We start from the raw sequence: 24,164 nt of genomic DNA on the forward strand, positions 1-24,164 counted from the left end.
ATTTTGCACTTTACCCTCGCTCTCGCGAGCGCATAACCCAGGCTACGTCAAGTGCCATCGATATATTCAGCAAGCCCTAATTAGACAATGTGGTGAGAGGCAGTAGATTTCCAACATCCGCCGTGCGTTAGAAACCAATCGTTTTTGTCTCTACTCCCCAAAGATTGGCTCTATTACCTCTAACCCATCATTAGAGCGGTATGATTTTTTTTAAGAATGCTAGAGAAAAACGGAGAAAGCGTTGCTCCCCATTAGTTTATTCTCAGCGCCGAGCGTTATGGCTTGATAACCAAGAGCTATTGTTGCTGGGTAAGCGAAACTTTTTGATTAAATTATCATAATTTATCTGGGCTAAAAGTTTTTAGTAAACACTTGTCTACAATCAATATTTTGGGCGCTAGCAGTCGAGTTTTATTTAATTCTTCTTGTTCCATTTTATCCCGTTTTCGATGTTGAGGTCGCGGTTTCTAGTGTGAGTTACCGCACTTTTTTAGGTATTCCCATCCTCCGAGTTTTGCGACTTGTTCTCTCCCGGTTTTTTGGCCGATCGCACCCTGTTCCTTCAGAATTACCACGGCGAACCGATCATGGTAAAAGCAGCCCAATAATAAGGATGCGACAAATTTCGATCGCCCCTGGCGGCCAACTCCGACGGCAAAGGCAGAGCTTGATTGTTGCCCGATCGTACCAAATAACCATCTTGCAACCGCACTTCACCCCGCAACATCGCCAACTGCGCTTGCCGCAAAGCCTCCGCCTTAATCGGCGCTGTACGCAACTGCTGGTAAAACTCAGTCATCAGCCCCAAAGTACCGACATCGCTGACATACCACAAACTCGCCAAAGCCGATTTTACCCCCGCGTGCACCGCTAACCCCGCAAACCCCAACTCAGCTTGTTCGTCTCCCACCGCCGTAGTACACGCACTCAAAACCAACAACTCCACCTGCGGGTTAGATAACTTCAACTGATCCAACTGATTCAACCGCAACTTAGTATCCCAAAACTGAATGTAAGAATTTTGGGCACCCCCAGGTTGAAAATCGCCGTGAGTAGCTAAATGAATAATTTTGTATTGCGATTGATTGCGCTTCTGCTTCAAATTTGCCAAAGTAAAAGCTTCATTGAGAAAAGACGAACCTGGCCAAATCTTGCCCACAATTGTCGATATTTCCAACGGCACCGCAGGCAAAGGATTTTGATCGTATTTAGCGGGAAAATTCGACGCACCCATCGCTAACACTTCAGAACCCTTAACATCGGCATAGCGAGTATCAGTTAAACTCAAACTCGGAATCAGCCCCAAACTGTACTTTTCTACCAAAAACTGCTTGCCGTCGTAAAGAGCAGCCAAAGGCAAAGTTCGCAAACCGACATCCATAGAAAACACCAAAGTGTCAATCTTGTTAGCCTCCAATTCCGGTTGCAGCGGTGCAATTAACCACTGGTAAAGTTCCTCGGCAGGTTGCTTGTAGTCAGCAGCATTCAATCTCCTGGGAGTTCTGATAGCATTAGTGAATTCTTTAGCAACTTGCAAAACTGTCTCGCGGCTTGCAGGCACACTTTTAAAAACATTTTTGCCGTCTGGCAATAACAACACAAGTTCTAAATGTTTCTCTTTTGCCCATACGTAAAGGATGGCGGGTTTAACCCCAGTCAACTGATTGACGCTGTTGAGAGTATCTCGAATACTTTTCTGCGTAACTGACTTTTCAGTGACAGTGCCCCCAAAGTAACGTTCAAATTCCCGGCCTTGAGTTCTATCCCTTTGCTGCACTGCGTCGATCGGATTTATTTGCGCGATCGAGTTCGATCGAGAAATCTCAGGAACCCTCAGATTCCCCATACTTTCTGCTGTCACCGCACTCGCCGGCTTCTGTGGAGTTGTTGCCACGCTGGCGTTTTCTGTCGCCACAGGCGTACCCAAATTGCCTTTTAACACCGACGGCGACAGTAGTACCGGGCCCGCAGCAGTCTGGTTAGACTGAGCCTCAACAGGCGCAGCAGCAGGTTCTGGCGAGACATTTGTGGTACTGATCTTTGCCGCAGACGCTGTGGGGCCGAGAATCACCTGAGTCACAATTTGTTGAGAGTTGTCTGTAGTTTGCAGTTCCACGCTGGTAGTTGGTGCCGGACTCGGCACGATCGCCAGTGGCCCGATCGCAGTTGAGGAGGTGGCAGTGTTCGACTTCGAGTTTCCAGTCCCAACAGTCGCCACCGTGCAGGTTCCAGACGAGCAAGTGCTTTGCAGCAACGTCTGTGAACCCGATTGAGCCAGCCCGTCTGTAGAAATGCTGACCTCGGCGCGCTCAGCATTAGTTCCTGTTCCCGGAGTCCGAAACGCTCCCCCAGCCTCGATTGCCACATCGCCACCCGTATTGCCACGAGCTTTGATCGAAACAACTTCAACATCTTTCTGCCCGATAATTTGGCTCGAACCTGCACTTCCCGATTGCGAACTCGAGTTGATCACCCCTGTAACGATCCGGCCCGGCGCCGCAATCGAAATATCTCCCCCGCTTCTGGCACCAAAAGCATCGATGTTGTCGGTTTCTACCGCACCGGCGCTGCGAATATTGATAGGGCCCGCCACCCCGGAAGTTGAGCGAGATGAAACCGTACCAGCAGTCAACTTGCCTTGGGTGCTAGTGATGTTAATCCCCGCAATCGAGGTAACGTCTCCGACGGCTACAGTACCGCCCATCAGAGAGATCGTGGCGTTATCAGTGCCGACGATCGCACCCGTTCCCACGATCGCGCCTGCGCCATTGGGCGATCGGATCGTCGTCGGATCTTGAAATGTCAACGCCAGTGGCGTTGAATTTGGCGTTGAATCTGGCGTTGGAGAACCAATCGAGATCGCACCGCTACCGTCAGCGCGCCCGATCGTGATCGAAGCAAACCCATTCCGAAAAGTGTTCAATTCAGCAGCAGTCAAGTTCAGAGCTTCTGTATCGCCAGAACCTTGAATTATAATATTTTGACTAGGATCAGCCGGTTGCAGCACCAGATTGCCGTTGCTGATGAGCGAATTTTTGTCACCTATCAAGTCAATTTCGTTGCCCGTCAGGGTAATATCTCCCCCTGTTTGGGCGCCACCAGCTTCGATCGCCCCGGCAGTAACTCCATTGCGCCCCGTCAGCGTCACCTTCCCCGCGCGATCGCCCCTTGTGTCGATCGCCCCTGCTGTCACCGTGCCCTGTGCGGTAACACTAACATCTCCCGCCGAATTGCGTATATCTTGGGAAGAATTGACAGAAGTGTTGATGGTGCGGGCAGTTCCAGTAAGTAGCTGACCGGTTGTGACATTGCCTGCGGTGCTGACGATGCGAATTTCCTGATTGTTGGTAGTGATATTTCCGGTTCTGATATTGCCGTCAGCTTTGAGAGTAATTGAGGCATTGTCGGCCGCTGTCAAAGAATTTGTGGTAGTGATTGTTCCCAAACCCGCTGGCGATTGAATAATTAGCGGATCATAAAATGTGAAATCGTTGGCAATCAGAATTGAACCGATACCGTTGCTGCGGCCGATCGTAATTCCAGCAAACCCATTTTCCAAACTTCCGAGGTCGCTTGCCGTCAGATTCAAATAAATATTAGTACCGACATCTCCAGAACCGCCGATCGCAATATTTTGACCGGGACTCCAAGGTTGCAGTACCAAAAAGCCAGTACCGCTGACTGAATTTTTGTCGCCTTTAAAATTAATTTCATCACCCGTCAAAGTAATGTTTCCCGAACCACCAGCGACGACGCTCACTCCCAGAACATTCCGAGCCGTCACAGTTACATTTCCCGTCGCTTTGGAGCCGCTGGCATCAATTTTTTGGGCCGTTACGTTCAGGCCTTCAAGCAAAATATTCCCGCTGCTGCCGGTGCTGGGATTGGATGAATAAATATTGTTTGCAACGGTTGTGCCCGGACTAATCAAACTAATATTTCCGCCGTTACTCGACAAATTGCCTGCCGTAATTTGACTTCCCGAAATGGCGATCGCACCGCCAGCCGTGCTAATTGTATCTCCAGAATTCATCGAAAAAACACCCGCACCACTGCGATCGGCATCTGCTCTCAATGTTACCGAACCAGTAGTTGCTTGAAAGCTCAACTGATTGTCCGCCAAATCAGCAATTGTAATATCATTGAGCGCTTCGAGAACCACATTTGCCGTCCCCGACATACTTTCCAAAGCTGTAGCCGAAATTGTCAGCGAAGGCTCAGAATTGTTTTCCTGTCCTGGTACCGTTCCTGTTGACAAAATATTATTGTTGGCAATTATTGCCGCATCGCCCGCAGCTTCTGGGGAATCTGTAATTAAAATATTTTCGGGATCTAACAGCAAAGTGCCCAAACCGTTTGTCCCAGAGGTATCAACAGTACCGTTAAAAATCAATCTTTGCTTGCCCGAAACTTCCACAAACCCGCCAACACCTGCGGTTGCCGTTGCAGAAACGCCATTTGCGCTAATGCTGCCCAAAAATGCTGTTGTGTTGTCAGCCCAGACAAAAACTCTGCCGCCGTTGCCTGATTCAGTTGCGTTGGCGGCGATCGAACTTTTGCCATCCACGTAAGTCATCCTGGCATTCGGCACAGTTCCCTCGCCTCGGTAATCTCCCCCGATCCGCACCGTTCCGCCGCCGTCTGGCCCCGAAGCCTCAATCTTCGCTCCCAACAGCCCTACCTTGTCACCCAACACGTTGACGCTTCCTCCCGCGCCCCCCCTGGCAGACACGTCCGCAGCACCAGCTACCAGCGCAGTTCCAGCACCTGCAGGCACTGTTTGGCCGCCTGTGAGTACGACTTCACCTTGAGCGTTCGTAGTTATACCCGTAGCGTTAGCCACGCCTGGGCCCGAAAGCAGCCGAGGTAAAGTCAGCGGAGAGAAGGGAACACCTTCGGAACCCGACACTCCTGCAGCCGGAGAAACTTCTAAACTCAGCAAAAGTCCGTTTTGACTGAACCGCACCAGATTTTCGCCCGGAACAGCCGCCACAGTAATTTGACCGCCTGGGGCTGAAAGTTTCCCTGTACTGATGACCGTACCGCCCAGCAAAGTCAAATTTTGCCCCGTGCCGACAGCCAAGTTACCGGCATTGACAATACTTCCCGGCTGTGCACCAAAAACAAAAGCATTCGGCGTTCCGACTAGGGCGGCGTAGTCGTTCGCCCCTGTACTGTTGAACCAACGGTCGTCAAAACCGATACCGCTAGCGGTGGTAGCCAAAAAAGACCCGGACACATCGAGTCTGGCATTTGTTCCGAAGATAATGCCTGCGGGATTCATCAGCAACAAATTAGAATTGCCGCCACTAACTTGAATTAAACCGTTAATTAAGGAAGCATCCCCGCCGACAACACGGCCGAGGATATTTTTAACGCTTGGGTTGGAGATGAAATTGGCAGTTTCGCCAGGATTCAGATTAAACCGAGTAAAACTGTGGAACAAATTTGCTCCGTCTCTGGAGGGAGTGCCGCCTTTAATGTCGTAGCGAGGAGGCGACCCTGTACCTGGGGCGGTGACAGCGGTTCCGGTGCCGTCTGGGGCTGGAGTAATAGATTGTGCCGCAGCAATTTGAGATTGGGGATAAATTGCCACGAGTACCCATCCGCTGCTGTTTTCTTTGAGGAAAACCAGGTTGGGTAAAAAATCTACTATCAAAAATCCAGCAAGGGGAATTGCTGCCAGAATCGACCGCACAGCACGTTGAGCATTCATAAGTTTGCCTCGGTCTAGACCTTAATTCGAGTTTAAAATTGAGATTTTAGGTAAAAAAGAGTCGATCGCACCCCAATGCTGACACTTCCTAACGCGAACTCTCGATCGCAAATCTTAAATATTAAGTCTAAATTTGATTGTGTCACCAACATAGCAAAGACTGACAGTAAGTGTCGAAACCCAGGAATTTTAAACAGAGAAAATTATGAGCGATCGAATTGTCCGTCTGATTGGTTTAACTGGGGGCATCGCCACCGGTAAAACCGCTATATCTAATTATCTGAGAGATGCCTGTGGATTTCCGATTTTAGATGCCGATATTTACGCCCGCGAAGCTGTGAACCTCGGTTCGCCAATACTTGACTCTATTGTAAAACGATACGGTGCCGGTATTTTGCTCCCGGATGGCAATTTAAATCGGCCAGAGTTGGGAAGTATTATTTTTTGTAACGCAGACGAGCGGCAGTGGTTGGAACAACAGATTCACCCTTACGTGCGCCGCCGATTAGTTGAGGAAACTCAAAGCTGCATTGCTGCATCGAGTTTGGTATCCCAAGGCACACAGGATTTAGGTACAAAGACTCAAGAAACCGGCTTTTTTCACCCTCATCAAAAGCTAGAACCGAGTATTGTTGAAAAAAAACCCGGTTTCTGGGCCCCGGCTGACACGTTGACTTTGGTTTTGGTAGTGCCGCTGCTGTTTGAAGCTAACATGACTGACTTGTGTACCGAAATTTGGGTAGTGTACTGTTCACCCGAAGTGCAGTTAGAACGACTAATGCAGCGAGATGGCTTAAGTTACGATCGAGCTAATGCCCGCATTAACGCCCAGTTGCCGCTGGCTCAAAAGTGTCAACAAGCTGATGTTATTTTGGACAACTCGTCAACGCTCGACTCGCTATTCCTGCAGGTAGATGTGCAAGTCAGTCGCGTTGAGATTTGAGATTTGAGATTGAATCCGCGATATCAGTTTTAAAACCAGTTTTTTTTACTCCCTGCGCGCCAGTTCGATTTGAGAGTTGAGATTTGAGATTGAATCCACGATTTTGTCAACGGGCTTTTTTCCCAACCGCTTTCGACTCCTCCTTCAAAGTGGCGCGTAAGCCCTCTTGTCACAAAGCAAGATCAAAAAAGATCAGAAAAAATCAGAAAAAATCAAAGGTTCACAATTTATTTAAAAATACAATAGCAACCATTTATGAAGTTAATGTGAAAATTAGGCCTTGCCCGCTTTAAGGAATCTCATTCAACAAGATATTTATATGTAACGTGCGGATGGAGCGCCTCGGTACTCTCTTGTTGTGTCTTTCATCCCAGGGTTGCCGCTTCACCTCAATAAATTATGAAGTTAATCATAAAAGTAGTAAAACTTTACAATTTGCGGTTTTTGTTTCCTTGTTGGAAGACTGTTTCAAGAGGATTCCAGGGGTCATACCATTTTAGATTTTAGATTTTAGATTTTAGATTGGGGAATGATTTATAACTACCAGGGTTGGCAAGACGGGCATATAAGAGTAGCATGATTTTTTTGAACATGGTCTTGAATTATGCTGGTTGCCCGTAAGTAGCAGATAACTAGAAATTATCCGCGAACAAGGGATCTAGATGATGGATTTCACCCGCTTTTAACCAAAACTCAAAAAAATTGCAGGTGTCCTCACTTACTAATTGATGATTTCGCCACAATTATTTTTTTTATCCTGATAGCAGAGTACAGACTGCGTATCAAGGAGGAGAAAATACAAACACCAAAATTTATGATGCGCGTTTACTCTTCCATCCTGATGTCAAGCCTGTTACTGAGTGGTACCGCAGTTAACGCTCAAAGCTTAGAAACTCGATCGACCTTTTTTGCTCAAGACAACTCTGCTCCCGAAATTTTAACCGCTCTACCTGACACTCAGAGCTTGTACGATAACGATAAAGATACGGCACCAGGACGAGGCGATGGGAGATAAAGCCGAAAAAAGCGATAATTGCAGCGAATTAGGGGGATAATGGGAGAATATAAAATTGGGATAAGAAGAGAAAAATTGAAGATTTCGATTTATTAATTCGGGACTTAGGTACTGTGTACCAAAAAACCGATTTTTCAGCGGTATTTGACGACTCAAGACATAATTTTTGGCTATTCCGGTTTTTTTGCCCAATATCGTCAAAATATCAGACACCACAAACGGGCGGGAAATGTTGCACTCAAAAAATAAAGAAAGGTAAAGCACGAGTAGGAATCTGGCGCTTTACCTTTTTTTTTAAACTTTTGCAGCTTTAATCTTCTTCCGCAGCTTCGCCACCAACAACGACATCGCGAATCCGCAAACTCGGGCCGCCGCAGCCGACGGGCAAACCGCTTTGTCCTGCTTTGCCGCAGCCGCCGGATTCATCCCAGTAGAAATCGTCGCCGATCGCCTCAATATCGGCTAGAGTGCTGAAAACATTACCCGAAAGAGTAACATCCCGCACCGGATTGTCTAGTTTTCCGTCGCGGATCATCCAAGCTTCGCCGGCACTGAAAGTAAACATTTCGCCGTTAGTCATGCCACCTTGCCAATTGCGCGCATAAACTCCTTCCTTGATACCAGAAAATAAGTCAGCAACTGGCGTGTCACCCCGTTCGATCCAAGTATTCGTCATGCGGACGATCGGCGGATAATGATAATTCAAACAGCGAGCATTGCCAGTAGGCGTTTCTCCCAACTTGCCCGCCGTTTCCCGCGAGTGCAGCCGCCCGACTAAAGCGCCGTCTTTAATTAACTGAGTAGTAGTCGCCGGAGTCCCTTCATCGTCGTAAAAATAGCTGCCCCGGTGTCCCTCTGGCGCTGCACCATCGAAAATTTGCAAGTTTTTGGGGCCGAACTGGCGGCCGAGGGTCATAATTTCCAAAATGTCGGGATTTTCGTAGGCCATGTCAGCTTCGGAAAGGTGTCCGAAGGCTTCGTGGACGAATAAGCCTGTCAAAATTGGGTCGATGACGACGGTGTAGGTGTTGCCTTGGACGGGGGGTAAGGCTAGGGAATCTACGGCTCTCTGGGCGGCGCTGCGAACTTGAACATCGAGATCGGTTAAATCTTCGTAAGCTTTCCGGGAACCCGTGGTTTCGCGGCCGGTTTGTACGGTTTCCCCGCTGCGGGCTGTGGCGGCAAAGCGCATTTCCATGTCTGCCCAACCTTGTTCGAGCATGGTGCCTTCGGAGGTGGCGAGGATGATGCGCTGGGTGCTGTCGCCGTAGCGCACGGAGATTGTGGCGATGCGGGGGTCAATGCTGCGGAGAATGGCCGCGTAGCGATCGCACAATTGCTTTTTGTCAATTAGGGGAACCAGACGGGGGTCTGTTCCTGTCAGCGGCAGCAAGCAAATGTCTTGTACTGGGGTGACTGGCGCCAGGATCGTTTCTTCTTCGCCGATCAGTTTTGCCGCGGCGATGGCTTCTTCGATTCTTTCGGCGAGGGTGGAAAGTCGGTTAAAACTGGCAAAGCCCCAGCCGCCTTTGTGACAAGCTCTGACTTGGCCGCCAATTGAGACTCCTTCGCTGAGGGTTTCAATTTTTTCGCCCCGCAGCAGGATGTCGGTGCCTTCGGCTTCTTCCAGTCGAATTGCCAGATAATCGACTTGGTGGCGGTAGCGTGCCATTAAGTCTGACAGCAGATTTTTCGAGTCGGCGATCGAGGTGGGCATAAGGAAAGCACGGTGTTTAACTTACTTCATTTTGCACTTTTGTCAGGGCAATCGTACAAAATACCGCCGCAAGCGCGGAGATTGCGACTTATTGGTACGGTTCTGCCAATATCGTTAGTTGACAAATGTGGATATCCTGTGAGTTAGGAGGAAGGCGCAAGAAATTATGCGGGATTTTTCGATCGTGCTGGTGCTTGACTCCTAACTCCTGAACTTTCCTATACATAAATACTTCACCCTTCATGCCTCCGAAGGTGGGTTTATAACTGTGAATACTTACTTTTTACCGACAATAAGCGAAATTTTAGCCTCCGAAGGCCAAGAAAATGATCTCAGTCTCTTTGATGCTAAGTTGGCGGGAGAAAACAACCGCCATCGGTGTCCTGCAAGCCGTGGGGCTTCTCGGCTGAAAGCTGAACAGGAATGGTACGGGGCGATCGCAGCTTTGAATCAAATGCTTGATCGGCAAAAAGCAGGACAAAAAACAAATGCCGATCGAGCAAATTGTCGCTCCACAATCTCCAATTCCTGTCAGGGATTGGTGTTGTCCGGCCCGTCTTCGGTTTTGACTCACCCCGCTTTGGCCAACGGCTTTGCCAATTGGATTTTTACCAGTATTCCCGACAACGATGCAGCTTTGTGGTCTTTTCGGGCGAGACAAACTTTAGCTTTAATGCCGGCGGCTGATGTGCAAACCTCAGTGCCTGCGGCGGCCCCGGCTTTGGCTTTGGCAAGTGGTGATCCCTTAGCCAATGAGCAGTTTTGTTTGGTTTTAACTGCTAGTTTTAGCCTGGTGATGGTTTTGGGTGAAAATTCTGCCGGAATTCCGGCTTTTCTATTTTCTTTCGACCCGCAATTAGTCGCCAAAGCTTGGGAAGTTTTGCGGCGCAGGGTGACAGAAAGCGAATGTTTGCTTGCCAATTCTGACGGTAGCTTTAATTTACCAGTTAGCAAATTAACTAATAATTCTACTAAATTAGACGCGCTGTTCGAGCAGTTTTTGCCTGTGGAGCCAAATTATCAAACAGTGATGCAGTTCAGCCGCTTGCTGTTGCATAATTTGCCGGTTGGGAAAGATGAAGCAGGCAGGATAAAGGATGAAAGAATTGATGATGGTTTGAACCATAGACATCACAAGTTATCGGCTACAGATATCAACTGCAAATCTCCCATGCCTCTGGCTACTAAAGAGGTGGAATTGCTACAGGCGATCGCCCATGAAGTCCGCACTCCTTTGGCTACCATTCGCACGCTGACTCGGCTGCTGCTGAAGCGACCCAAACTCGATGCGGTGGTGGTCAAGCGTTTGGAAATGATTGATGCTGAGTGCACCACTCAGATCGATCGTTTCGGTTTAATTTTCCGCGCCGTGGAATTGGAAATGTCGCAAGCTAAAAATTCTGGCGTGCAGCTAACAGCAATGTCCCTCGGTGAAGTGCTACAAAATAGCATTCCCCGCTGGCAAAAACAGGCGACTGTGCGAAACCACACTTTGGAAGTGATTGTGCCGAAAAAGTTGCCGGCGGTAGTCAGCGATCCGACGATGCTGGATCAGGTTTTAACTAATTTGATTGAGAATTTTACTCGAACTTTGCCTTCCGGGAGTCGCATTCAGGTGGAGGTGACATTAGCGGGCAATCAGTTAAAGTTGCAGTTGGAATCGGAACACCTACCTGAAGGTAATGTCGCATCGACTTTTTCAGCTAATGCGAATGCTCCTTTGCGATCGCTCGGGCCTTTGTTGATGGTGCAGCCGGAGACGGGATGTTTGAGTTTAAATTTGAGCGTGACTAAGAATTTATTTCGGGCTGCTGGCGGGAAGTTGGTAATTCGCCAGCGGCCCCAAAAGGGCGAGGTGATGACGGTATTTTTGCCGCTGCAATAGTCAGTTGTCCGTTGTTGGTTGTCAGTTGTTGGTTGTCCTATCAATTGCGGTTGCATCGGAATGATTTAACCGCAGAGAACGCAGAGAACGCAGAGGAAGAGAAGAGAGCTCTCAATAATACCGGTCAACAACGGACAACTAACAAGGGACAACTAACCCTTAATCAATTAAAATCTCAAGGACAAACTCCGTTCCTTCTCCAGGTGAAGAAAAACAACTCAGTTTTCCGCCGTGTTTTTCTTCTACAATTTGACGTGCGATCGCCAGTCCTAACCCAGTTCCTTTGCCCACATCTTTAGTGGTAAATAGATGGTCGAAGATATGATTTTTCACTTCTTCTGACATTCCTTTTCCGTTATCGGCGATGGAAATTTTTACCTTTTCACTTTCTACTTTTGTCCGAATAGTGATGTGATTGGGATGGGCTTTAATTTCGGCAAAACTTCGTCCTTGATTCGATTCTTCTAAGGCATCGATCGCATTTGCTAACAAATTCATAAATACCTGGTTTAATTGTCCCAAATAACATTTTACTTGGGGAATATTGCCGTACTCTTTAATGATTTTAATTTCAGGATGCTTGTCGTTCGCTTTCAGGCGATGCCGTAAAATCATCAAAGTGCTATTGAGACCTTCGTGGATATTGGCCTCAACTTTATGGGCCGTATCGGCGCGAGAGAAAGTGCGGAGAGAGGTGCTGATGTTTTTGATGCGCTCGCATCCTATTTTCATGGAACTCAACATTTTGGGTAAATCTTCTACTAGATAATCTAAATCTATTGCCTCGGCTTTCTTAATCAATTCTGCTTCCGATGGAGGAAATTTTTCTTGATAGAGGCGCAAATAATCAATTAAGTCTTGGACTCCCGCATGAGCTTCATTAATATTTCCGGCAATAAAACCAACGGGGTTGTTGATTTCATGGGCAACCCCGGCCACTAGATTACCTAATGCTGACATCTTTTCACTTTGGATCATTTGCATCTGAGTTTGCTGAAGTTCATTCAAAGTCTGCTGCACTTGGTGATAGAGACGGGCATTCTCTAGAGCGATCGCGGCTTGACTAGAGAGAAAATTCAGCACTAGGAGGCGATCGCGACTAAACACCCCGCTGGTTATCCGATTTTCTAGATACAAAATGCCGACCAAATTCCCCTGATTTAGAATTGGCAAACCCAGCAAACTCTCTGGTTTGTGGTGGTCTAAATAATCGTCAATCACAGGCAGATCAGTTTTGGCGTGATCGATGACAACTGCTGCTAGGGTGTTTTTGACATACTGGATTAATTTAACAGGAACGGTGGGATTATTCTCTAGGGGTTCCTTTTGCAGGCTCATGTTTTCCCACGTAGCTATCGCCCGCACTTGCCATTGTTGATCTTGGCAGAGCATCAGTACACAGCGATCAGCTCCCGAGTTTTGCAACATGGTTTGGGTGACAATTTGCAGCAACTCCTCCAGGTCGATCGTACTGGAGATCATTTGGGAGATTTGCAGCAGGGTCGTAAAATCTAGAGCATGGTTGATGGAGGTGCTTGAGGTAGTGTGGTGGGTACTCGAATGAATTGAGTAGGTGGGATTGGTGAGGGTGGATAGGGTTTCTAAAATAGTGACGGGTTGGGCGGACTGTTGTAAGATGGGGCGCAGCAGATGGGGATAACGTTTTTCTAGGTCATCGGTTTTGGCTTTTGCTCCCCAGCGGGCGTAACAATAGTAGGCTTCCTGCATATAGCCAGCAGCGACTTTTTCTTTGCCCCAGCCGAGGTAGAATTTAGCGGCGAGTTCGTGGGCTAAGGCTTCCTCGTTGAGGAATTGGTTGTCTTTAGCCAGTTGAATGGCGCGATCGTACAACTCAGCAGCCGGCCATTTTTCTTCAGCAACACGAGCCATCTCCGCCTCTAAAAGCAGAAATTTGGACAAACAGTTTTCAGGACAGTTGTGTGCCCAAATTTGAAGTTGTTGCCGATTATTCTGAACAACTTCTTGATAATCTTTTGGTTGTTTTTCCGGTGCTTCCCCATAAAGTTGCAAGACAGTCAAAGACTGATAAAAACAATGCAGAACACGTTGAAATTGTCCATATAGTGCATTAGAAAACTCGGTCGCGGCTACTAACATTTCATAAGCCTTAGCATACTCACCATAGGTGAAAAACAAAAAGGCTTTAGCGAAATAGTATGTACTACTGCCATAGCCATAGCCAATTTCATTGAACGTTGCTAGCGCCGACTCTTCATCAAATGTTTCAGAGCTAAGGCTATACTTCCCTATCGTTAGCCCTTGCAAATTCTCTAGGAGCTTGCACTGAAGAATTAGGGCAAATGCTGTCGTAATCTCAGTCCGCTCCGCAAAGCTGATGTACTTTTCATGTCGAGCCAGCAAAATGTGAATATCGCTTGAGACGATCGCCTGTTGCCAGAAACTGAACAGAGCACTGTGATGACACCAAGAAAAATCGCCTACCTCCATTGCCCCCTGATAAGCAGCTTGTTGCAGAGCAAGATTAGAACTAACGTGCTTGCGCCAATGGTTGATAAAGTTGCCGAACGACATATAAATTTTGCCATTCAGGGTAGTGTTATGAAATTTTTCATTCACCTTTAACCCTAAAAGTCCAAACTCATAGCCCAATTCATAGTCTTGAAAGCGTTGGCAGAGAATTGTGCCATACCAAACATAAACAAAACCCGCCACATTGGTATTCCCGTATTCCAAACAGAGATTGGTCATGTGTAAAACAACCAACACTAACAACTCCTGATTAGTTAGGTAAGTGGGCGGTACCATGTTCATTAGCAGTTTTATCAGCATTTGGCCTTCTTCATCGACCATGAGTGGTGCGTCGATTAGTCCTGCAACTGCGCGCTGATTTAAGGTTTTTTTAACTGCCAGAGCCATCGCTTCTAACTCTGCTTCGTTTGGCATAATCGCAAGTTCTAAGCCTAACAGTTTCAGCCCTTCTATTCCTACCTGAATTGCCTTTTGATACAGGGCATTATTTTGATAATGAGTTAGCTGAATCGCAATAATTTTGGCTCGCTCAAGACTTGAGTTGGCATAACTAAAGGCGATCTTTATCAAATTTTCAGCTTCCTCAAGATGACCTGCCAAAAAGTCAGCCTCAAGGCTTTCTAAATACATCGTAAATGTTAATTTATAAGCAGACTCCCATTTATTAGCGGGTAGAAAACTTAAACCGAAAGCGAGATATTTGGTCGCCGATTCATAAGCAGTTGAGAGTTTAGCTCTCTGCCCTGCAAAGAGGCTAATCTTAGCAAGCTTGGTTCGTTCTTGTTGCTGCGTTATTAGCTCCGAGCCAATGATAAAATGATTAATAATGTCGAACACTTCTTCTCCTCTTTCAACCTCGGAGAAATTCGGAAGAAGTAACTGTCCGATTTTGAGATGTGTGGCTTGCTTTTGGTCATCAGGAATTAATGAATAAGCAGCTTGCTGAACCCGATCGTGTAGAAATTTGTAGTGAGGTAATTGAGCGGGGGTATTTGGCAAGTTGGGGGTGCTTTTCCCCTCTTCTTTACCTATATAAAACTTGTAAATTTCACTGGTTGGTAAGATGAATCCTTCTTGCAATGATTTCCACAAATCCGCAGCAGTTTCTTCTGGCGACTTCTCGCTGACTACCGCCAATGTATTCAAATCAAAGTGCGCTCCAATGCACGCAGCCAACTTCAGCACATCCTGAGTTTCTGGCGGCAACTTCTGCAATTGCACTGCCATAAACTCCACTACATCATCGGTGATAGTTAGGGCTTTGACTTTGGCGATATCGCACTGCCACCCCCCTGTTACCCCCCTCTGTCGTCCCTCGATAAGGGGGGATGTTACCTCCCTCTCTCCCCCTTGGGTAAGGGGGAATGAAAGGGGGGTGGGGTCAAATGCAATCAGCCCATCTTCCTGTAGCGCCCTGAGAAATTGCGTGGCAAAAAATGGATTGCCTTTGGTTTTTTGATAAACTAACTCGGTTAATGGCTGAGCAAGAAGGATCTCGCACGAGAGCGTATCTGCTATCAAATCGTTAATATCGGTTTGACTCAGAGGTTCCAAGGTAATAGTATTTACCCTTACTTGGGATTTTTCCATCTCTGCTACTGCCAACATAAATGGATGAGCCGGAGATACTTCGTTATCTCGATATGCCCCAATTACCAGCAAATTCTGACTACTTTTTTCACTCATCAACACTTGCAAAAGCTTCAGGGATGCTGAATCTGACCATTGCAAATCATCCAAAAAAATCACTAAGGGATGTTCTTTTGTGGCAAAAACAGAAATAAATTTTTTAAATAGTAAATTGAAACGATTTTCGGCGGCACTTCCCGAAAGTTCAGAGACAGGCTGTTGTTTGCCAATAATTCGTTCCAGCTCTGGAATTACTTCTACAATAACTTGACCATTTTCGCCAAGAGCATGGATAATTTTCCTTTGCCATCGTTCTAGCGCAGCGTCGCTTTCTGAGAGTAATTGATCCATTAAATCTCGGAAGGCTTGCACAAAAGCACTAAAGGGAATGTTGCGTTGAAATTGGTCGTATTTGCCTTTAATAAAATAACCGCGTTGGCGAACTATGGGTTTGTGAATTTCGTTGACTACAGCGGTTTTCCCAATGCCGGAAAATCCGGCAACTAGCATCATTTCGCTGCGGGATAACTTCGAGTCCCCCCAGCCGCCCTTAGTAAGGGTTGAGTCTTCTTTTCCCTCCTTTCTTTCCTTGCCAGGTGCTTCTTGGGAACGGGAGGTAGAGGGGTTTGCTACTCGATCGAATGCTGCTAATAATGCAGCGACTTCGGTTGCTCTGCCGTAGAGTTTTTCGGGTATGATAAAGCGATCGCAAAAATCCCGCCGCCCAATGGCAAAACTCTCAATTTTACCTGTCTCATTGAGTTGTTGCAAACAAGTTTTTAAATCAGCTTTCAACCCTAATGCACTCTGATACCGAGTTTCGGCATTTTTGGCCATCAGTTTTCGGACAATTTCCGAGAGGACAAGGGGAATTTTGGGATTAATTTCACGTACAGATGGCGGGTGCTGGGCAATATGAAAGTGGATCAATTCCATTGGATCGCTGGATTGAAATGGCAATTTTCCTGTCAGCAATTCGTAAAAAGTTACACCTAATGAATAAAAATCTGTGCGGTAGTCAAGGCCGCGATTCATCCTTCCTGTTTGTTCGGGAGATATATAGCTGAGTGTTCCTTCAATTACGTTGGGACTCATCACTATTTGAGTTTCTCGCGGCAGCAAAGATGCAATACTAAAGTCAATGAGTTTGACTTGTTTAGTCTCAGGATTTATTAAAATATTGGCGGGTTTAATGTCTTTGTGAATGATGCGGTGGCGGTAAAGTATATCTAATGTATTGCTTAGGTCGATCGCAATTTGGAAAAAATCAACCAGAGATGGCACGGTTTTTCCTTTCCCCGTCCATTCCTTCAGAGAAATTCCCCCGAAGTCTTCCACAATCAGGGCATAGCCGTTCCGGTAGGGTTCCAAGCTGTAGGTTTGGATGATTCCGGGCAAATTTAGGTTTTTGGCGATCGTGTATTGATTGCGAAAATGCAAGAGTTCGCTGAAGCTGGGATATTCGTTTCGCAAGACTTTGATGGCGACCGGTTTTTGGTCGCAGAGGCGAATTCCGCGATAAACTAGGGTGCGAGTGCCTGAATAAATTCGAGCGAGAATTTGATAGCCAGTTAATTCTAACATAACAATAATTATTTTGCTGTTAAAATATTTTGTATTACTATTATAATCTAGTGCAAATCAGATTCTTCCTTCGTCTTAATACTTAAAAATATAACAAATTTCGCAGCCCGCGAACAGCTAACAGTTAACGGTTAACCGAATTCGGTTAACCGTTAACTGTTAAGCGAATTCAGTTAACCGAATTCATTCTCGCTTTCAAGGCATCTCGCGCTTGTTCTCGATCGTCAAAATGAACTTTTTCGGTGCCCAAGATTTGATAATCTTCGTGTCCTTTCCCTGCAATCAGCACGCCATCTCCGGGTTTAGCATCCATAATAGCAGTGCGAATTGCAGCGGCTCGATCGCACATCACGATCGGCTTTACTGCAGCGGGAATTCCTGCTAAAACATCCTCCAAAATGCGATCGGGATTTTCAGTGCGCGGATTGTCGGAAGTAACAACAGTTAAATCGGCTAATTCTGCAACTATTTTACCCATGATCGGGCGCTTAGTGCGATCGCGATCGCCACCGCAGCCAAACACACAAATCATTTGACCCGGAATAAACGGCCGCGACGCCTTCAACAAGTTCTCCAAACTGTCTGGAGTGTGCGCGTAATCCACAATAACGCTAATATCTTGGTCGGGACTAATTTGCACCCGTTCCATCCGTCCCGGAACTCCCGAAAACTGCGATAATTTCTCCACAATTGCGGACAAATCCAAACCCAATTCTAAAACAGCACCGACAGCAGCCAACATATTTGATAAATTGAACTGACCGACTAAAGGCAAAGAAAAAGCAGTTTCGCCCTTGGGAGTGTGCAGCATTCCCTTAACTCCGTTCGGCTGATACTGCAAATCTGAAGCATACAAATCTGCCGTTTTGTCGCTAGTGCTATAACTCCAAATTTGTTCAGATTTGAGATTTTCAACTATCCGCTTCCCGTAGGGGTCGTCAATATTAATTACAGCGCGCTTTTTGAGGTAAGCCGAACCAAACAAAAGCGATTTAGCCTCAAAATAATCTTCCATATCCCGGTGATAATCGAGATGGTCTTGAGTCAAATTTGTAAAGACAGCAACTTCAAAACTACACCCCAAAACTCGCTGTTGCGCTAAAGCGTGGGAACTGACTTCCATCACCCCGTGTTTGCATCCGGCGACTACGGCTTCTGCTAATTGCTTTTGCAGGTCAACCGCAAAAGGTGTGGTGTAAAGTGCAGTTTGTTGGAAGCCCGGCCAGCGAGTGTAAAGCGTGCCGAAAATAGCCGTCGGCAACTGCATTTGATTGAGCAGAAATTCGATTAAATGAGTGGTTGTAGTTTTGCCGTTAGTCCCGGTAACGCCGACAAGTTTTAATTTGCTAGCTGGATTGCCGTAAAAAGCAGTGGCGATTTGACCGCAAACTTGAGCCATATCGGCTGCTGCGATGACGCAACTACCCCCGTCTTCGGGGGGTGTTTTCTCGGCTGCTTGGGTGGAAATTATGGCGGCAACTGCACCAGATTCGATCGCACTTTGCCAAAAATCTCCCCCATCAACCCGAGTTCCCGGCATTCCCAAAAACAAATCACCCGCCTGACAAGCGTGGGAATTAGTGGATAAACCCTTCACTTCGGCATCGAGGGCGGGATGTTTGGCATCAAAGGAAATGCTAGGAACTGCTGCTAATAATTCTCTCAATTTCATCTGAAAAACTCCTCACTTGGATGTCTTGAATATGACTGGCGGAACACATTGTTTGAGCCACTATCTACAGGTTTTTGCTGTGCGCGGCGCAAACCCTAGGTTTTTTTTATGCGCGGTGTAAAACCTATCGGCATAGAGTAAGCTGCACACCGAGCACCCCGAAGTCAGGATTAAAACCTGAGTTTTTGGGTAAATCGTATTATTGTGACCGATCGATTTGCAAATATTTCTGTAACATTTGCTCCAATTGGGCGACACTACAGCGGGGAGAAGGACGGGGTAACAGTTCTTCAGCGGAGAATGCAGCCTCGCCAACAGAATTTTTGGGCTGGGGCTGCACTTTAAACAAAACTGGAACTTCGTACTGATAAGCTTGAAACCAATCATCGCGTTCGGTAATATCTCTGACTTCGAGTTGAAAGTTCAGGCTTTCAATCTGTTCGAGTTTTTCTTGCAACCCTTCACACAAGTGGCATCCGGGTTTGCTGTACAAAATCAATCGCATCATAACAGTAAGATTAAACTCGATCTTAAATTCTCAAACCTGCGATCATCGCCAGTGGGCGAACTCAACGCGAGTAAGACGCAACTCACCGCTTTATTGGTCGCAATGCGCGATCGAAGTTATCTTAGCATTGGCAGCCAACAGATTACCGCGCTTGACTATCTCTTTCTTGTCTCCCTCTGTGCCCTCTGCGCCTCTGCGGTGAAAAAATAAATCTAGTTCACCAATGAAAGAGTTAAATTTATTCACATAACCTAATTGTAAAGTCAACCTTGACTAATAAATCAATCGTTAGTATAGTATATAAATAGCCCTACATAAAGGAGGCAGTATGGACTGCACCGAATACGCAGAAGCCAAGCGAAAAGCAGCTAAAAAAATTAGCGCCGACATTCGAGAACGCTGGAACAATCGCATTGTGACGCGAGGATTGCACTTGATGGGAGAAGCGGGGGCAGTGCAGTATTTGGCTGATTACGGGCGCGGAATTGGTACGGCAAAAGTTATTGGTTTTGCGCTGTGTGCGGAGTCGGAAGGATACCCGGAAATGGCGATCGGCTTTTGGAAAAGAGCGTTTGAATTGGAAACTGGAGAAAAGCCGATCGCCCTCAATACTCCAAACAATTCTACCGCCGATTTCGATCCTGATAAACAATCAACTTCCGCCCCAAAGATAGAAACTGCCAACAATGCCATTGTTGCCGAATTGCCGCCGCACTTGCAGCCGGGAAGGATTGTGACAATGCAGCCCGTTGACGCGCCGAGCGATCGTTCTTATTACATCGAAAATCCCGATTATTGGGGACAGCCAAAGCGCGACGGCAATCGAGTAGTTGTCATTGCGACGCCAGATAAAGTATACTACCAATCGCGATCTACTAACCTGCGGCAACAGGCATCGATTGAGATCGATCGCACATTAATCGAGACAGCAGCTAAAATTGGCACCTTTGTTTTAGACGGCGAACTGTATTACAAAAGCTGTACCGGCAGCGAACACCGCACGGGGGCGCAAGCTGCTACAGTTAATATTGAAAGCGGTTTTCCCACAACCCAGCCCAGCGCAATTTATGCCATTTTTAAAAGTTTGTTTTTCAAAGGCAATGATTTAACTACCGTGGCAGAATCCGAACGAATTGCAGCGGGAGTTGAAGTTGGCGAAATGCTGACGAATTTATCCCCAGCCTTTGAAGTTGTACCGACATTTCGCACCACAGACGAAAAAATAGCCCTGGCAAATCAGCAGGAATCTGAAAATAAAGAAGGCGAAGTTTGGGTGTTGCACAACTGTCACTATGTCGGCGGAAAAGATGTTAAGAAATATCCGATGGTTAGGACTAAATACTGTCAAGAACACGATTTGTTTATTGTGGGTTTGACGGCGACAAAAGTTGCTGGCCGACCGTTTAGTGCCGTCAAAGTAGCGCAAGAAATTGATGGCAAATTAGTCCCAGTAGGAACCGTGGGAACCGGGTTTAGCGGGGAGGAAATGCAGGAAATTGCCCGACTCTACGAGGCTAACCCCAAAAGTGTCAAAATTAAAGTGCGATCGCAGGGCTTGACGGAAAGTGGCAAATTATGGCACGCACGATTTCTGGAGTTTTGTTAAATTTGTAGGGAAACGGCAGTCCCGTTTCCTTCCCTATATATGTGAGTCCCAACACATAGTATCAGATAAAGTCAGCGGAGTAAAAATCAATGGTTATCAGCAAAAACAATTTCTACATCTCCCCAGAAGAGTACCTAGAAGGCGAGCGAGTAAGCCCGATAAAACACGAATATAGACGCGGACACGTTTATGCAATGACCGGGGCAAAAAAGCCTCACATTATTATTGGTAGTAATTTAGTTCGGCTGCTGGGAAATCATCTGCTGAATACGCCATGCTTAGTTTTATCATCAGATATAAAAGTCCGACTGGAAGAGGCAAATTGCTATTACTATCCTGATGTAGCGGTGACTTGCGACGAAAGGGATACCTCAACTACTGAAGATTTCATTTTATATCCATCTTTAGTAGTTGAGGTATTGTCGCCCTCAACGGCCGCTTTCGACAGAGGCGATAAATTTGCCGATTATCAAACTTCTCCAAGTTTGCAAGAATACGTACTCGTCACTCAATCTGAGATTAAAATTGAGTGTTTTCGACTCAATGCTGAGGGAAATTGGGTTTCTCAGATTTACCGACAAGGAGATGAGTTAGAGTTAATGAGTATAGATTTTCGCTGCCCGATCGCACAAGTTTATCAAAAAGTCCCCGGAATGGTATTGTGATGTATGAAACAATATTTTTAGTAGTAATCTCCTCTCGTCTGTACTTTGACAAAAACCTTAAACCTAGTTCTTAGTAAAGACTTTAGTTTTTCTGCCGAAGCTAAAGGAGGGCTGAAGTCATCACTACGAACCGATGACGACTGAAGTCATCACTACGAACCAAAAAGATAATTTACAAATAGAAAAAACAATGATTAAAATCTTACACCTTTCAGACATTCACATGGGCAGCGGCTTTTCCCACGGCCGCATTAATCCAGAAACCGGTTTAAATACGCGGCTGGAAGACTTCGCGGCGACGCTGAGTAAATGTATGGATAGAGCAATTTCTGAACCCGTAGATTTAGTCATATTCGGCGGCGATGCTTTCCCGGATTCAACGCCTCCACCGTTTGTAAAAGAGGCTTTTGCTTGCCAATTCAGCCGCTTAGTTGATGCCCAAATTCCGACAGTTTTGTTAGTAGGAAATCATGACCAACATTCTCAGGGACAAGGCGGCGCGAGTTTGGGAATTTACCGGACTTTGGGGATACCTAAGTTTATTGTAGGCGATCGCCTAGACACTCACCTCATCCAAACCCGCAGCGGACCTGTACAGGTGGTAACATTGCCTTGGTTGACTCGATCGACCTTAATGACACGTTCCGAGACTGAAAGCCTGTCTATGGGCGATGTTAACCAATTATTAACCGAAAAACTGACGATCGCAATGGAAGGCGAAATTCGCCGCCTCAACCCCGACATACCAACCGTACTTTTAGCGCACTTAATGGCAGATAAAGCCAGTCTGGGCGCCGAACGTTTTTTAGCAGTTGGCAAAGGTTTTAACATTCCCGTTTCCATGCTAACTCGCCCTTGTTTTGATTACGTTGCTCTCGGCCACGTTCACAAACACCAAAATCTCAATGCTTCCAACAATCCGCCCGTAATTTATCCGGGAAGTATCGAACGAGTTGATTTTAGCGAAGAGAAAGAAGATAAAGGTTTTGTGTTAGTTAATTTGGAACGGGGGAAAGCAGAGTGGGAATTTTGCACTTTGCCAGTGCGGGTGTTTCAGACTATTAAAGTGAATGTTTCGGAATCGGAAAACCCGCAAGCCGAGTTAGTTAAAGCTATTGGCAAGAAGGAAATCCAAGATGCGGTTGTGAGATTAATTTACCAATTGCGATCGGAACAATTAGATTTAATCGACAACGGAGAATTGCACACACTTCTCGGCGAAGCGCACAGCTACACAATCCAACCGGAATTAGTGAGTCAGCTAGCGAGACCCCGGTTGCCAGAATTGAATGCTACTAATAGTATAGAACCGTTAGAAGCTTTGAAAACTTATCTGGCAAGTCGCGACGATTTGAAAGATGTTGCTGAGAGTATGTTAGAGGCGGCACAAGGTTTGTTGGGCGGTGCGGAGGAAGTTTTGGTAGAATTTTAGGTCAAGAATCGCGCATCTAATTACAGGATGATTTTGCTGCAAAATATTGTAGGGTGGGCATCCTGCCCGCCCTAAATATACTATTTAAATCCCAAAAACCTCACCCGCTGCCAACCGAGTTCCATTGGCAAAATCCACGCCAGACTGCACCTTTTTCCCCGCTAACTGCACCTCGCGCAACAATAATAAACCATCGCCAGTTTGGACGATCGCCCCCAAGCCCTTCACAACCTTGACAACTTCCCCATTTGCGCCCGACAACTGGGCTAAAACAGGCCATTCGCGTTCCAAAACTCTCAAATCCGCCGGCATTTGCAGCCAATATTCCGGTCCCACGGGTACAGTAGCTATCACCTTCAGAGAATTGCCACGAAAACTGGTTGTGCAATCCGGGAAAAAGCCCCTAACTTGATTGTGAAGGTCGATCGCACTTTTCGACCAATCCAGCACATAATCCGCACTCTTAATCATCGGCGCATAAGTCGCCTCAGCATCATTTTGAACAACAGCTTCAATTTGGTCGTCCCTCAATTTCACCAAAGTTTCTATCAACAAATCCGCCCCAACTTCCGCCAACCTATCCGCCAAAGAATCAGCATTATCCAACAGTGAAATACCAGCAAAAGCCTTCAATAGCATCGCCCCAGTATCCATGCCAGCATCCATCAGCATAGTAGTAATTCCTGTTGTCTTTTCCCCGTCAAAAAGACAGCGCTGAATCGGTGCTGCACCGCGATACTTCGGCAAAATTGAACCGTGAACGTTAACGCAAGCCAAACTAGGAATATCCAGAATTTCTTGAGAAAGAATTTGGCCGTAAGCCACCACCACAAACACATCCGCCTCCGCTTCCCGCAACTTAGCAAGCGTTTCAGAATCCTTCTTAATTCGGCGTGGCTGCAAAACCGGGAGACTGTGATTTAAAGCCACATCTTTTACAGGTGAAGGCATCAATTGATTCCCTCTTCCCCGACGTTTGTCCGGCTGAGTCACCACACCCACAACTTCAAATTCTGGGTGACTTAGCAAGCTGGATAAAGTAGGAACAGCAAAATCGGGAGTGCCAAAAAAGACAATTTTCATAGATTCTTCGTTATTAGTAAGTAGTCCTCAGTCATTACTCATTAGTCATCAAGTAGGTAATGGCAAAAAACCCTAGTATATTATAGAGACTATTCAGCGCGTAGCAGCTATGATAGAAGCGAGTTTATGAGTATTTTTACCTTCCGGACTCATGTAATGTTTATTTGTCAGCTCAAACAATAGTAGTTTGCTTCTCGA

Annotated in this window: 13 protein-coding genes; 6 read left to right on the forward strand and 7 right to left on the reverse strand. The window is 46.5% G+C overall.

Annotation, left to right across the window (positions count from 1 at the left end):
• Window positions 1–568 precede the first annotated feature (568 nt).
• Window positions 569–5,716, reverse strand: coding sequence for a CHAT domain-containing protein (locus QUA07_RS15390; RefSeq protein ID WP_333326509.1), 5,148 nt, complete (start codon window positions 5,714–5,716; stop codon window positions 569–571).
• Window positions 5,717–5,921: 205 nt separating this feature from the next.
• Here QUA07_RS15390 and coaE point away from each other — a divergent pair, with 205 nt between their 5' ends.
• Complete coding sequence (gene coaE / locus QUA07_RS15395) at window positions 5,922–6,659, forward strand: dephospho-CoA kinase (protein WP_333326511.1); 738 nt, start codon at window positions 5,922–5,924, stop codon at window positions 6,657–6,659.
• Between the two features lie 814 nt (window positions 6,660–7,473).
• A complete protein-coding gene (gene patX, locus QUA07_RS15400) occupies window positions 7,474–7,674 on the forward strand; it encodes a heterocyst-inhibiting protein PatX (RefSeq protein ID WP_333326513.1) in 201 nt (66 codons plus the stop codon).
• Window positions 7,675–7,984: 310 nt separating this feature from the next.
• Here the strand turns inward: patX and QUA07_RS15405 are convergent, their stop codons facing one another.
• Window positions 7,985–9,391, reverse strand: a complete 1,407-nt coding sequence (locus QUA07_RS15405) for a TldD/PmbA family protein (RefSeq protein WP_333223663.1) — start codon at window positions 9,389–9,391, stop codon at window positions 7,985–7,987.
• A gap of 268 nt (window positions 9,392–9,659) precedes the next feature.
• On the opposite strand from QUA07_RS15405, the gene QUA07_RS15410 reads away from it, so the two are divergent.
• Window positions 9,660–11,276, forward strand: a complete 1,617-nt coding sequence (locus QUA07_RS15410; RefSeq protein ID WP_333326515.1) for a HAMP domain-containing sensor histidine kinase — start codon at window positions 9,660–9,662, stop codon at window positions 11,274–11,276.
• 159 nt (window positions 11,277–11,435) lie between these two features.
• Here QUA07_RS15410 and QUA07_RS15415 read toward each other — a convergent pair whose 3' ends face one another.
• The 4 genes from QUA07_RS15415 to QUA07_RS15430 all read right to left on the reverse strand — a co-directional run bounded on the left by QUA07_RS15415 (window position 11,436) and on the right by QUA07_RS15430 (window position 19,426).
• A complete protein-coding gene (locus QUA07_RS15415) occupies window positions 11,436–17,000 on the reverse strand; it encodes an AAA family ATPase (protein WP_333326517.1) in 5,565 nt (1,854 codons plus the stop codon).
• A 169-nt stretch (window positions 17,001–17,169) separates the two neighbouring features.
• Window positions 17,170–18,672, reverse strand: coding sequence for a UDP-N-acetylmuramoyl-L-alanyl-D-glutamate--2,6-diaminopimelate ligase (locus QUA07_RS15420; RefSeq protein WP_333326518.1), 1,503 nt, complete (start codon window positions 18,670–18,672; stop codon window positions 17,170–17,172).
• 199 nt (window positions 18,673–18,871) lie between these two features.
• Window positions 18,872–19,177, reverse strand: a complete 306-nt coding sequence (locus QUA07_RS15425) for a glutaredoxin family protein (RefSeq protein ID WP_333311320.1) — start codon at window positions 19,175–19,177, stop codon at window positions 18,872–18,874.
• 93 nt (window positions 19,178–19,270) lie between these two features.
• Entirely contained in the window at window positions 19,271–19,426 is a 156-nt protein-coding gene (locus QUA07_RS15430; RefSeq protein WP_333326520.1) for a hypothetical protein, read from the reverse strand.
• Between the two features lie 82 nt (window positions 19,427–19,508).
• Here QUA07_RS15430 and QUA07_RS15435 point away from each other — a divergent pair, with 82 nt between their 5' ends.
• The 3 genes from QUA07_RS15435 (at window position 19,509) to QUA07_RS15445 (ending at window position 22,883) form a co-directional block, all read left to right on the forward strand.
• Entirely contained in the window at window positions 19,509–20,786 is a 1,278-nt protein-coding gene (locus tag QUA07_RS15435; protein ID WP_333326522.1) for an ATP-dependent DNA ligase, read from the forward strand.
• Window positions 20,787–20,875: 89 nt separating this feature from the next.
• Window positions 20,876–21,451, forward strand: a complete 576-nt coding sequence (locus tag QUA07_RS15440; RefSeq protein WP_333326524.1) for a Uma2 family endonuclease — start codon at window positions 20,876–20,878, stop codon at window positions 21,449–21,451.
• 190 nt (window positions 21,452–21,641) lie between these two features.
• Complete coding sequence (locus QUA07_RS15445) at window positions 21,642–22,883, forward strand: exonuclease SbcCD subunit D (RefSeq protein ID WP_333326526.1); 1,242 nt, start codon at window positions 21,642–21,644, stop codon at window positions 22,881–22,883.
• Between the two features lie 84 nt (window positions 22,884–22,967).
• On the opposite strand, the gene fmt is transcribed toward QUA07_RS15445, so the two are convergent.
• Entirely contained in the window at window positions 22,968–23,966 is a 999-nt protein-coding gene (gene fmt, locus QUA07_RS15450) for a methionyl-tRNA formyltransferase (RefSeq protein WP_333326528.1), read from the reverse strand.
• Window positions 23,967–24,164 lie beyond the last annotated feature (198 nt).

Origin of the sequence: Microcoleus sp. T3_A4 (assembly GCF_036700465.1) — a bacterium.
Taxonomy (GTDB): domain Bacteria; phylum Cyanobacteriota; class Cyanobacteriia; order Cyanobacteriales; family Microcoleaceae; genus Microcoleus.